Annotated in this window: 14 protein-coding genes; 10 read left to right on the plus strand and 4 right to left on the minus strand. The window is 67.2% G+C overall.

The window, feature by feature from the left end; genetic code table 11:
* Window positions 1-58: 58 nt before the first annotated feature.
* From N792_RS07850 to N792_RS07870, 5 genes are all read left to right on the plus strand, one after another.
* Window positions 59-940, plus strand: coding sequence for a carbon-nitrogen hydrolase family protein (locus tag N792_RS07850; protein ID WP_036193895.1), 882 nt, complete (start codon window positions 59-61; stop codon window positions 938-940).
* 251 nt (window positions 941-1,191) lie between these two features.
* On the plus strand, window positions 1,192-1,464 hold the full coding sequence (locus tag N792_RS07855; protein ID WP_052103779.1) for a hypothetical protein: 273 nt from the start codon (window positions 1,192-1,194) through the stop codon (window positions 1,462-1,464).
* Window positions 1,461-2,429, plus strand: a complete 969-nt coding sequence (locus N792_RS07860) for a c-type cytochrome (protein WP_036193896.1) — start codon at window positions 1,461-1,463, stop codon at window positions 2,427-2,429. The genes N792_RS07855 and N792_RS07860 overlap by 4 nt, the downstream gene beginning before the upstream one ends.
* The gene (locus tag N792_RS07865) at window positions 2,426-4,123 is read left to right on the plus strand and encodes a cbb3-type cytochrome c oxidase subunit I (protein ID WP_224743926.1); all 1,698 of its coding nucleotides are present in this window, start codon (window positions 2,426-2,428) and stop codon (window positions 4,121-4,123) included. The genes N792_RS07860 and N792_RS07865 overlap by 4 nt, the downstream gene beginning before the upstream one ends.
* Window positions 4,124-4,134: 11 nt before the next feature.
* Window positions 4,135-4,404 carry a DUF6522 family protein gene (locus N792_RS07870; protein WP_052103708.1) on the plus strand — a complete coding sequence of 90 codons (270 nt, stop codon included), beginning with the start codon at window positions 4,135-4,137 and terminating at the stop codon, window positions 4,402-4,404.
* 147 nt (window positions 4,405-4,551) lie between these two features.
* Here N792_RS07870 and N792_RS07875 read toward each other — a convergent pair whose 3' ends face one another.
* The gene (locus tag N792_RS07875; RefSeq protein WP_036193897.1) at window positions 4,552-4,791 is read right to left on the minus strand and encodes a hypothetical protein; all 240 of its coding nucleotides are present in this window, start codon (window positions 4,789-4,791) and stop codon (window positions 4,552-4,554) included.
* Between the two features lie 194 nt (window positions 4,792-4,985).
* Here N792_RS07875 and N792_RS07880 point away from each other — a divergent pair, with 194 nt between their 5' ends.
* Window positions 4,986-5,891, plus strand: coding sequence for a diguanylate cyclase domain-containing protein (locus tag N792_RS07880; protein WP_052103710.1), 906 nt, complete (start codon window positions 4,986-4,988; stop codon window positions 5,889-5,891).
* Window positions 5,892-5,978: 87 nt separating this feature from the next.
* Here the strand turns inward: N792_RS07880 and N792_RS07885 are convergent, their stop codons facing one another.
* Window positions 5,979-6,335, minus strand: a complete 357-nt coding sequence (locus tag N792_RS07885; protein WP_052103712.1) for a hypothetical protein — start codon at window positions 6,333-6,335, stop codon at window positions 5,979-5,981.
* Window positions 6,336-6,456: 121 nt separating this feature from the next.
* Here N792_RS07885 and N792_RS07890 point away from each other — a divergent pair, with 121 nt between their 5' ends.
* Window positions 6,457-7,245, plus strand: a complete 789-nt coding sequence (locus tag N792_RS07890) for a DUF2189 domain-containing protein (RefSeq protein ID WP_052103714.1) — start codon at window positions 6,457-6,459, stop codon at window positions 7,243-7,245.
* A 32-nt stretch (window positions 7,246-7,277) separates the two neighbouring features.
* Here N792_RS07890 and N792_RS07895 read toward each other — a convergent pair whose 3' ends face one another.
* Together N792_RS07895 and N792_RS07900 are read right to left on the minus strand one after the other, a co-directional pair.
* A complete protein-coding gene (locus tag N792_RS07895; protein ID WP_036193898.1) occupies window positions 7,278-7,871 on the minus strand; it encodes a DUF6151 family protein in 594 nt (197 codons plus the stop codon).
* A 165-nt stretch (window positions 7,872-8,036) separates the two neighbouring features.
* Complete coding sequence (locus N792_RS07900; RefSeq protein WP_036193899.1) at window positions 8,037-8,585, minus strand: YdeI/OmpD-associated family protein; 549 nt, start codon at window positions 8,583-8,585, stop codon at window positions 8,037-8,039.
* A gap of 91 nt (window positions 8,586-8,676) precedes the next feature.
* On the opposite strand from N792_RS07900, the gene N792_RS07905 reads away from it, so the two are divergent.
* From N792_RS07905 to N792_RS07915, 3 genes are read left to right on the plus strand one after another with little or no spacing between them, the layout of a single operon-like run.
* A complete protein-coding gene (locus N792_RS07905; protein ID WP_036193900.1) occupies window positions 8,677-9,828 on the plus strand; it encodes an SPFH domain-containing protein in 1,152 nt (383 codons plus the stop codon).
* 45 nt (window positions 9,829-9,873) lie between these two features.
* On the plus strand, window positions 9,874-11,181 hold the full coding sequence (locus tag N792_RS07910; RefSeq protein WP_052103719.1) for a TFIIB-type zinc ribbon-containing protein: 1,308 nt from the start codon (window positions 9,874-9,876) through the stop codon (window positions 11,179-11,181).
* On the plus strand, window positions 11,178-11,438 hold the full coding sequence (locus tag N792_RS07915) for a hypothetical protein (RefSeq protein WP_036193903.1): 261 nt from the start codon (window positions 11,178-11,180) through the stop codon (window positions 11,436-11,438). Before N792_RS07910 ends, N792_RS07915 begins: the two co-directional genes overlap by 4 nt.
* Window positions 11,439-11,495 lie beyond the last annotated feature (57 nt).

Consider the following 11,495-nt stretch of genomic DNA (forward strand, 5'->3'; position numbering starts at 1 on the left):
GCGGGCCTTCAGGCCGCGCCACGGCAGCCCACATCACCGCAAGTCAGGAGAGCCTACCGTGAAGGTGGCCGTCGCCAGGTATCCGATTGAATCGCCACGGGATTTCGAAGCGTTCGCCGGCAAGCAGCGGCGGCTGCTGGGCGAAGCCGCACGGGCCGGCGCGCGGATTGCCGTGCTGCCCGAATACCTGTCGCTGGAACTCGCCGCCGCCCAGCCATCGGCCGTTCGCGCCGACCTGCCCGCCTCGCTGGCCGAGCTGCAACCATTGCAAGCCAACTGGCACGCGCTGTTTGCGGGTCTGGCGCGCGAGCTGGGGCTGTCGATCCAGGCCGGCACCTTTCTGACCGGCGTGGGCAATGGCCGCTACCGCAACCGCGCATGGTGGTACGCGCCGGACGGCACGCGGCTGTACCAGGACAAGCTGCAACTCACCGGCTACGAGAAACAACTGGGTGTGATCGACGGTGGCGACGCGCTCAACGTATTCGAAATCGCGCCCGGTCTGCGGGCCGGCATCGCGATCTGCTACGACAGCGAATTCCCGCTGCCCGTGCGGGCCCAGTACGAGGCCGGCGCGCGCCTGCTGATCGTGCCCAGCTCCACCAACACCGAGGCCGGCGCCACGCGCGTGCGGGTCGGTTGCCTCGCGCGGGCGCTGGAGAACCGGATGTTCGTCGCCAAGTCGGTCACCGCCGGCCTGGCGCCGTGGAGTCCGGTGCTGGGCGTCAACACCGGTGAGGCGACCCTCTATGCGCCGATGGACCACGGTCTGCCGGCCGACGGCATCGTGGCGCGCACGCAGGGCGGCGAGACCTGGGCCATCGCGGAGCTCGCCATCGCGTCACTGGAAGCCACCCGCACGCAGGCCCAGGTCGCCAACGACCGCGACTGGCCGGAGCAGTTGCGGCCATCGATCCAGCGGGCACGGCTGCACCGCTGAAACCAGGCCCGAAACGCCGCAGCAGGCGCGCTGGACACGCGTGTGCCTCGCCGCCGGGTCCGCCGCGGGATGGTGGGTGACAAAGCTCCCCACCGCCACGACCGTCGACACTGATCTCGACCCACACCACTTGACTCAAGTCAAGGACTTCCCCTGCCCGGGGTGTCAGCGTCGGTTCAGGGTTTGAACGGATTTCCGGAAACCATGTCGGCTGTCGATATCACGGGCCGACAAGCCGTGGGGGAATGATCATGTGCACCCGCATCATCGATCTGGGCCTTTCCATTCTTGCCAGCGTGGCGGCCCTGCTGCTGTCATGGCCCTACGCGCGCGACTTTGAATACTGGCCGGAGTCACGAACCGCCTGGCTGATCTACTTCGTGCTCGGCTTCGTGCTAGCGGTGTACGTGTTCTACGTGTTCATCGGCGCCCTGCGCACCTTGTTCGAGCACGACGCGATCGAGCTCGCCCAGGCCGCCGAGGCCCGCGCCGCCCAGGCCGCCAAGGGGGAGGAAACGCCATGACCTGCGCCCCCGGCAAACCCTGCGAAGAAGGCCGCAAGCGCCGCAATGCCTTCGCGATCCTGGCCCTGATGGCCATCATCTTCATCCTGCTGTCGGTGGCGTCCTTCCTCAAATCGCGCAACCAGGCCATACCCGGTGCGGTGAGTTACGGCCCGCACGGGGCGGTGGATGGCAAGCGCGTGTTCCAGGCCTACAACTGCATGGGCTGCCACACCATTCTGGGCAACGGCGCCTACCTCGGGCCGGACCTGACCAACATCTACCAGACGGCGGGGCCGGCCTGGCTGGAGGCGTTCCTGCCCTCGGCGGGTGGCTGGCCGACCGGCCCGGCCGTGCAGGTCCACCTGCAGCGGCCCGAGCTCGCGGAGGCCATCGGGGCGAGTTCGCTGGACGATTACCTCAAGCGCTATCCGGGCGCGGCCGAGCGCGTGCACCGCCGTGGCGGCACCATCAGCCACATGCCGAACCTGCAGTTCCGGCCGAACGAGGTCGGCCAGCTGATCGCCTTCCTCAAGTACACCTCGGAAATGAACACCGAAGGCTGGCCGCCCAGGCCCAGGGTCGACGGGCTCACATTCTCACTGGCCACACCGATGCCCGGCATCGCCGATGCCGCGGCGACGCCGGTTGCCGCCGGCAGCAGCGCCAGCGCCACAACCGCCCCGGCCGCGCAAGGCGAGCAACTGGTGAAGGCGTCCGGTTGCACCGCCTGCCATGCGTCCGACACGACGAAGCTGGTCGGGCCCGGCTGGGGCGGCCTGTATGGCTCGCAGGTCACGCTGGCCGACGGCACCAGCGTGCAGGCCGACGACGCCTACCTGGCCGCGTCCATCCGCACCCCCGATGCCCAGGTCGCGTCGGGCTACGCGCCCGGCACCATGCCCAGCTACGCCAGCCTGCTTGACGATGGACAGATCGAAACCATCGTGGCCTACCTCCGCACCCTGTCGGGAGAAGGACAATGATCCAGATCCAGTACGACACCCAGCGGTTGAGCATGCGTTTCTTCATGCTGATGCTGGTCCTGTTCATCGTGCAGGTCGCCTTCGGCCTTCTTATTGCGCTGCAACACATCGACCCGACCCTGCTGGTCGGCACGCTCAACTTCAACATCGCCCGCGCCGAGCATCTCAACCTGGGGATCATCTGGATCCTGTCGGGATTCATCGGGACGATCCTGTTCATCGGGCCGCTGCTGTCCAATCGCGAGTTGGCCTCGCCGTGGCTGATCAAGTTCCTGTTCTACGCGCTGGTGGCGGTGACCATCTGGAACGTCATCGCACAGGGGTTCGCGCGCAGCGGGACGGCCGGCTGGTGGCTGGGCCAGCCGTGGCTGCAGGAAGGGCTGGAATACCTCGAAGCCGGGCGCGCCGCCGATATCATCATCCTGATCGGGTTCTCGATCCTGACCTACGTGGTGCTGCGCACCTTCCCGCCGCGCAGGGAGTGGAACGAGATCCACTGGGGCCTGGCGCTGGGCGTGGTCGCGCTCACCCTGGTGTGGATCTTCGGGCTGTTCTTCATCGAGCGGCAGGATGTCAGCGAGTACTTCCGCTGGTACGTCGTGCACTACTGGGTGGAAGGCGTGTGGGAGGTGATCCACATCAGTCTGGTCGGCTTCCTGCTGGTACTGCTGTTCGACGCCAACGTCAAAAGCGTGGGCTACGCGGTGTTCTGGGGCGTGGCGCTGGTCTGGCTGTCGGGCCTGATCGGCAACGCGCACCACTACTTCTGGATCGGCACGCCGGAGTTCTGGCAGTTCTGGGGCTCGCTGTTCAGCGCGCTGGAGCCGCTGCCGCTGATCTTCTGCTTCTGGCACATCTACCTGGACGCGCACCAGGAGCGCAAACCGCTGAAGAACGCCCCCGCGTTCTACTTCATCCTCGGCTCGGTGGTGCTGGAACAGGTCGGCGCGGGCATCCTGGGGTTCACCATGACCTTCGCCCTGACCAACGTCTGGTCGCACGGCACCTGGGTCACGCCGAGCCACGCGCACCTGGCGCTGTTCGGCACCTTCGGCATGCTCGGCATCGCCGCCGCGTACTACGCCGTGCCACTGATGCGCGGGGTGAAAAGCTACGACGAGCGACTGGGGAAACTCGCGTTCTGGCTGGTCTTCATCGGCATGCTCGGCATCGCGTTCGCGTTCGCGCTGGGCGGCACCGTACAGGTCTTCGCCTACCGCACGCTGGGACTGGACTGGTTCGGCGGCGACGTCTCCCCGGCGATGAGTTTCTTCAAGATCCTGGTGCCGGTATTCGGCGCGGTGTTCACGATCGGCAGCCTGCTGATCGTCTACGACCTGCTCACCATCGGCCATCGCGCCCCGGTGACGGACAGCGTTCCCGTCCCCATCGCCGCACGCGCCGCAACCGGCTGGGCACGCTACCTGAGCGGCTACGAAAGCGGGCTGTGGCTGCTGAGCATGTGGTTCTTCGGCGCGCTGATCACCTTCGGGTTGCTCAGCTTCAACCTGGCCAGCGTGCAGGCCGGTGACCCGACCCTGCCCTACCTGCTGGCATCGACCGGCTATCCGGGGCTGCTGCTGGTGACGCTGCTGTTCGTGTGGCGCTTCCTGGCATCGATGGAGGCGCGGGCCAGCGAACCGGTCTTCGCCACCGGCAGCGCGCCCGCCCACGCGCTGAACCCGACCGGCTGAACCCGCCCTTCATGGCACGCATCATTCCCATCGAGGTCAATCCCACGCACACGCTGGAGGTGGACGGCGCGCTGGTGGCGCGCGGGCTGGCGCTGGCGGTGAGCGAGTTCCAGACACTCATGGAGCGCCGTCAGATCACCGTCCTGTGTGAGCGCGGCACCGATGAGGACGAGGGGCTCTTCCGCGCGAGCTTCTACCACGAGGGACGGCGCGTGCGGCTGGTGCTGGACAGCAGCGGTGCGCCGGTATCGGTCGATATCCGCGCACCCGACAGGTCCTGAGCGCCACACCAAGTCACGCCGCCAGCAGCGACGAGCGGGGAGCCGACGGCACCGACCGTCGATGCCTGACATCCGCAGCCACACCGCAATCAGGCTTGCGAAAACCGGCTCGTCGCAGTGCCACGCGCGCCCGCGCCGCGGCAACCCCTACCCGCTGCAGCCGCCGCAGCAGATCGACGGCACCTGGTACACCTGAGCCAACGGCACGACCCAGCCCGCCTGCCCGAGCAGTTGCACCAGCTGCGCCGCATCGACCGCCGCGGCCACCCGCAGCTTGCCGCTGGCCGCATCGATATCGACCAGCACGGAAGGATCCACCTCACCGATCGCATCTTCGATCACGGCCAGATCCGGGGCGTCGCCGGTCAGTGGTATGTGGAATTCCATTGCGGCCTCCAAGTCTGCTGCGGCCATCCTCCCCCGCCGCGCCCCCGGCCTGCCCTGACATCGGTCAAACAGACGCGACTCCCCGGGTCAGGTACATTTTCCCGACCCTCTGCAGGCAGTACCGGCAACATGCCCATGCTTCGTGCCGAACCCCTGAAGACACAAGGCATGGACGCCCCCTCACCGGAAACCGCATGAACCCGACGCTGCCTGCGCCCTCCGAGATCCTCGACCTGCTGCCCGATGCGGTATGCGTGGTCGATGCCGAGGGCCGGCTCCTGTTCGTCAGCGCCAGCTTCGAACGCATCCTGGGCTATGGCCGCGACGACGTGCTGGGCCGGCACGTGTTCGACCTGGTGCATCCGGACGACCGTGCGGCGACCCGTCAACAGGCCGAGATGGTCATGGGCGGCACGCTGCAGCGCCATTTCCGCAATCGCTACATCCACAAGGAAGGGCACAGCGTGGACATCCAGTGGTCGGCCCGCTGGCACGCCGAGCACGGTGTGCGCATTGCGGTGGGTCGCGAGGTGACCGACCTGCGCCGCGCAGAACGCGAGCTCGAGCATCTCGCCAGCCACGACCCGTTGACGGGGCTGCCGAACCGCCACCACCTGCAGCGTGAACTGCAACACGCGCTGGACAACGCGGCACGCGGCGACGGCAGCCTGGCGTTGCTGTACCTGGATCTCGACGGGTTCAAGGCGGCCAACGATCGTGGCGGCCATAGCGCGGGTGACCGGGTTCTGCGCGAAGTCGCGGACCGCTTGCAACAGGGCATACGGCACGGCGATCTGATTGCCCGTATCGGCGGCGACGAGTTTGTCGTCCTGCTGTCCGGCTGCCACGATGCCGCAGCCGCGCGCGATATCGCGAACATGCTGCGAGCCCGGTTGCATTCTCCCCACTCGCTGCCAGATGGCCCACTCCAGCTCGACGCGAGCATTGGAGTCGCCTGTTTTCCGGCAGACGGAAACGACCTGGAATCCCTGCTGGCCCACGCGGACCGGGCAATGTACGCCGACAAGCGCCTGCGGGCCACGCGCGCCGGCCTCACGCCGGCGGGATTGCCCGCCGGCAGCACACAGCACGCGCCCTGACATCCTCCCGGATCGGCACGCCGGGGCCGATGACCCCTCCAACCGCCGGAAGCGCGCCACGCGGACGCGCCTGTTGATCGCCTCCCGTCAGAACCGGACTTCGGCGCCGAGCATCAGCGTGTCGGCACGGTTGGCGTCGTAGTAGAAATCGTTGCCTTCCCAGTAGTAGTCATTGAAATACACGTGGTTGGTGTAGATCAGGCTCATGTTGAAGTGACGGCTGAAGTCGACGCCGAGACCGACGCCGACGTAGCCACCATCCACATCCATGCCGTAGTCGGCCTCGGCCGACCAGTAGCCGGCGCGGACCAGGCCGTAGACCGGGTTGTCGCGACCGAAGTTGAAACGCGCATTCACGCCGATGCTGGCGAAGTCGACCTTGCTGACAGGCACACCGCGATATTCGGTGTCATCCAGCCGCCCGCCCGCCACCTCGATCCCCACCAGCGGCCCACAGCGTGAAGTCGGCGTGAACGGGTGTCAAGAAATGGAGGTGCACTCACGCGGCGATACGCCCGACCGGCGGAAACTTTCCTCCCCGGTGCCTTCCCTGGAGGAGTACGCCATGACGACCATGCATTCGGGCACCCTGCCCTCGCATCCGGGCCACGGGGCCAATCACATTTCCCTGCGCGAACCGTTGCATTGGGTGTCGCTCGGGCTCCGGGATTTACGTCGGGCACGTCCGGTGGGCATCGCCTACGGGCTGATGGTCACGGTGCTGGGTTGGCTGATCTTCACCCTGGGCAACCACCCCTACTTCCTCGCCGCGGCGGTCTCCGGCTTCCTGCTGCTCGGGCCGATCCTGGGCGCCGGACTGATCGAGGCCTCGCGCGCCATGGAGGCCGGCGACACCCCGACTTTCGACACCTCGCTGCGCGGACTCAACCGCAACCGGCCCGCGCTGGAGCGCTTCGCCCTGACCCTGCTGGCGCTCGCCGCCGTGTGGCTGGTGGTCTCGACCCTGGTACTGAATGCCACGCTCGGCCCCATCGCCCCGGACGTCGAACGCACACTGTGGGACAACGCGCTGCCAATGATGTCCTCCAGCCAGTGGCTCGCGTGGGCCGCCATCGGCGGCGTGCTGGCGGTGGTGAGCTTCTCGATCTCGGTCATCGCCGTGCCGCTGATGCTCGACAAGCACGCCAGCGCCGCTGACGCGATGCGCGGCAGCCTGCGCGCCGTGGCCCGGCATCCCGTGGCGAGCGCCGAGTGGGCGTTGCTGATCGTGCTGCTCACGGCTGTCGGCATCGCCACCGCGTTGCTGGGCCTGATCGTGATCTACCCGATCCTGGGCCACGCCAGCTGGCATGCGTATCAGGCGCTGCGCGACCAGGGTGACCTGCAGGGGTAGGCGGACTTGGGTAGGCGGACTTGCCGCCGGACCTAGCCACGCTCGGCTTCGGCGCGCTCCTGCCGTGTCAGCACCCGCGGCTCGGCCAGGGGCCGGGAGGTCGCCGCATCGAAGAACGGGTTGTCGCGATGGCGACCGCTCAACTTCGCCCGCAGCACGCCCCACACGATCCGCAGGATGCCGAAGGCGGCGCGCACCGGCGTGGATGCCACCTCGCCACGCGCGGAGGCGGTATTCAAGGCGATGCGCGGCGGCCCGATCGCGGCGTCCAGCACGTCGGGCGCCACGTCCGTGCAGCGGGCCAGCACCCCGACATACGGCAGCTTCGGATCCCGCGAGGTGTTGCCGATGGGCGTGTTGCAGCAGGCCGAATGCCAGCGCAGCAGGCCCTTGGGACTCAACGACAGGCAGGCCACCTGCCCGCTGCCCGCGGTGAAGCGCAGACCCGCGGGCAGCATCGCGATGATGTCGGTGCCGCCGTTCGGATCCAGCACCTCCGGCCCGCGGCCGAGCGCGCGGGCAAAGGCCTGGCAATCGCGGCAATAGCAGACCGCGCGGGTGTAGACAGCGCCCGGCTCGATCTCGCCCCGGACCGTGCCGCAACGACAGTGGAAGGGAATGGCCATGGGGAGTCTCCGTGAAGTCCCGTTGGATTCTCGAACTGCAATCCGCCCGGTACAAGTGAACGCCGGTCCGGCTCGCCGGTGGATGCGATCCAACGACAGTCGATGGCGCGAAAATGGCGGATCCGTGAAAGCAGCGCACGCAAAGCAGCGCACGAAGCCGACCGCCTACTGCGCCGGTGTGGGAGCACCCAGCGACTTGCTGTACATCCCGGACCGGTCGAAGCAGCACGCGCGGCGCTTGCCGGACGCGAGCATGTCGCAGGCGGTGGCAATGCGCCGCCCGCGGGTCTCGGCCTTCTTGCCGGAGGTGATCCAGTGGATCCAGTCCCGTCGCGCGACCGGGGTGAGGGTCGACCACTGCGCCTTGGCCGCGGGCGCATCCGCGAGCGCCTTGCGCAGGTCGGCGGGAACACGGGGTTCCAGCTCCACCGCTACCGGCATGATCTCGAGCGCGACCGTGTCACCCACCGCGGCGCCGGCAGCTTCCCGCAGCGCCTTGCCCACCTTCAACCAATGACTGCCCTGGCCATCGGGTTCCAGCGTGGCCTGGAACGACGCGCCATCGAGCGTGCCGTCCACCGTCGTCATGCTCCGCGTCGGCAGCTTCGCGCTGGCGCCGGCCGGCAGCACGAGGAAGGTCCACGCAGCGCCCTTCGGGCTCTCGGGCCGCAGCAGCTTCGCCTTGAAACGGATGGGGGTTGTGGACGGAGTCATGGCGGAAACCTACCACTGGCGTCTTGTCGGGAATGTATAGTCGCCCGGCATGTCGGGTGCGGTGCCCGGCCACGAATCGCGGAGAGATGTCATGGGTCTTGTTCAGGCAGTGGTGGGTGCGGTTGGCGGTGCGCTGGCCGACCAGTGGAAGGACTTCTACACGGTTCCGGACGGCTTGCCGGCGACGGCGGCGCTGTTCGCGGCGGTACCGCGCGGCACCAATGCCGGGCGCGGTTCGAATACCGGCGCCTCCTCGAACATCATCACCAACGGCTCGAAGATCATCGTGCCCGAAGGCTACGGACTGCTGCTGTTCCAGGACGGCGCGATCACCGGCTTCGCGGCCGAGCCGGGCGGTTACGAGTGGCGCTCGGACGACCTCAACTCCAAATCGATCTTCGCCGGCGACGGCCTCGTCTCCTCGCTGATCAAGCAGAGCTGGGAGCGCTTCAAGTTCGGTGGCCAGCCGGGTTCGCAGCAGGCGGCCTTCTTCGTCTCGCTGAAGGAGCTGCCGGAGAACCGCTTCGGTACGCAGTCGGAAATCTACTGGGACGACGGCTTCCTCGGCACCCAGGTCGGCGCGGTGACACGCGGCTCCTACACGCTGAAGATCGTCGACCCGATCCTGTTCGTGAAGAACTTCGTGCCGGCCCTCTATCTCCAGCCCGGCAAGGTGTTCGATTTCACCGACATGGACAACGCCGCCGCCGGCCAGCTCTTCAACGAGGTGGTGGGTTCACTCGCACCGGCCTTCAGCCTGTACACGAACGATCCGGCCAAGGGCAACCGCATCACCAGGCTGCAGCAGGATTCGGTCGGCTTCGCCAGGAGCCTGTCCGAGGCCGTGGAGAATGCCTATCAGTGGGAATCCGACCGCGGCCTGGTGATCTTCAAGACCGCCATCGTCTCGATCGAGTACGACGCCAACACGCGCGAGCTGCTCAAGACCGTGCAGCGCGCCGATGCGCTGGCCGGTGCACGCGGCAATTCCAACCTGCAGGCCAGCGTCGCGCAGGGCATGCAGTCCGCCGGCGAAAACACCGGTGCGGCCGGCATGATGGGCATCGGCATGGCATCGGGAATGATGGGCGGCCTCGGCAGCCTGCAGCAGCCGGTGGCACCCGCCGCGCCGGCCGCCGACGACCCGGTCGCCAAGTTGAAGAAGGCCAAGGAAATGCTCGATCTCGGCCTGATCACCCAGGACGATTACGACGCGCTCAAGGCCAAGGCGCTGGGCCTGTAAGCCACTGGAAGCCTGACAACCAGCCTGACGCCCCGCCTGACGCCCATGCCGAACACCACCAATCCGCCGCCGGTGCCCCCCACCGGCCCCGGATCGCCGCAGGACGTGCCGCCCGCACCGGGCAGCTTCCCGATCGATCCGGACACGCTGCCCGAACCGATCCGCGACGAGTTGCTGGCGCCCGACCCGGTCGCCATCGACACGTCCGCCGCCGAGCTCAAGGACGGCCTCAACCGCTGTCCGAAATGCGGCGCGACCGACATCCGCCACAAGCCCGGCAGCGACCTGCTGGTCTGCCAGTACTGCCGCCATGAGTGGCAGGGTCAACGGGTCGAGGAAGAGTTCGGCCTCGGCACGGGCATCGACCAGCTCAAGGGCACGGTCATGGCGTCCGGCGCGCAGGACATCGAGGCCGACGCCGCCAGCCTGATGACCTTCAAGTGCACCGGTTGCGGCGCCGAGGTGACGATCAACACCGAAAACGCGATGACGGCGCGCTGCCACTGGTGCCGCCATGTCTTCGGCGTCAACGAGCAGGTCGCCAACGGCGCGGTGCCCGACGCGGTGCTGCCCTTCCACATCAGGAAGGACGATGCGGTCGCGCGCATCCGCCAGTTCGTCGACAAGCGGCGCATGTTCGCGCTGAAGGAATTCAAGGAGCAGTTCACGCCCGACAACGTCGTCGGCGTCTACCTGCCGTACATGATCGTCGATGGCAACGCGAGCGTTGGCGTTGCCGGCAAGGGCGAAATCCAGACGCGCAGCTACACCAAGGGCAGCGGCGACAAGAAAGAGACCTACTACGACGCCGACGTGTACCAGGTGGAGCGGCACGTGGATTTCACCGTCGACGACCTGCCGCTGGAATCCTCTGTCGAACGCGGCAACCTGGACACCCGCGCCAACACCAACAACATCATCAACACGATCCTGCCGTTCGACACCAAGAACGCGGTGAAGTGGAACGCGTCCTACCTGTCGGGTTTCACCTCGGAAAAGCGCGACCGGAACGTGGAGCAACTGCATCCGCAACTGGAAGATCAATTGCTGTCGATCGCCCGCGCCCAGATCGTGGCCTCGGTGAACCGCTACGGTCGCGGCGTGCGCTGGGAGCAGGAACGCCTCGACGTGCACGGCACACGCTGGGTATCGATGTACCTGCCGGTATGGCTCTACTCGTACCACCAGCCGGGCCCCAACGGCGGCCTGCTGCACTACATCGCGGTCAACGGCCGCACCGGCGAGACCATGGGCAGCGTGCCCGTGCAGCAGTGGAAGCTCCTGCTGGCCGCACTCACCGTCGGCACCTTCATCGAAGGCGCTGTCCTCACATTCCTGGTGGCCTCCTCATGAGCGACGACAGCGGACTCTGGCTGCTCACCCTCGGTCCGGCCGGCGCCGTCGGCCTGTATTGGGCCCTGTACCGGTATTACCGCAATACCGACAAATCGCACGCCTTCGAACACGAAACGGCCGTCGAGGCCAAACCGGTGACCGGCACCGACACAAAGATCAATGAAGTGAAGGGCACGCAGCGAACGCGCATCACTGGCGACAACGTGCGCCAGTACCGCAACCGCGTGCAGCGCATCCAGGGCGATGCCGATTGAGTTGATCGAAGCGGCTCACGCGCCTCAGGGGTTTGGGGATCATCTGAACAACTGCCG

Source organism: Lysobacter concretionis Ko07 = DSM 16239 (assembly GCF_000768345.1).
Lineage (GTDB): Bacteria > Pseudomonadota > Gammaproteobacteria > Xanthomonadales > Xanthomonadaceae > Novilysobacter > Novilysobacter concretionis.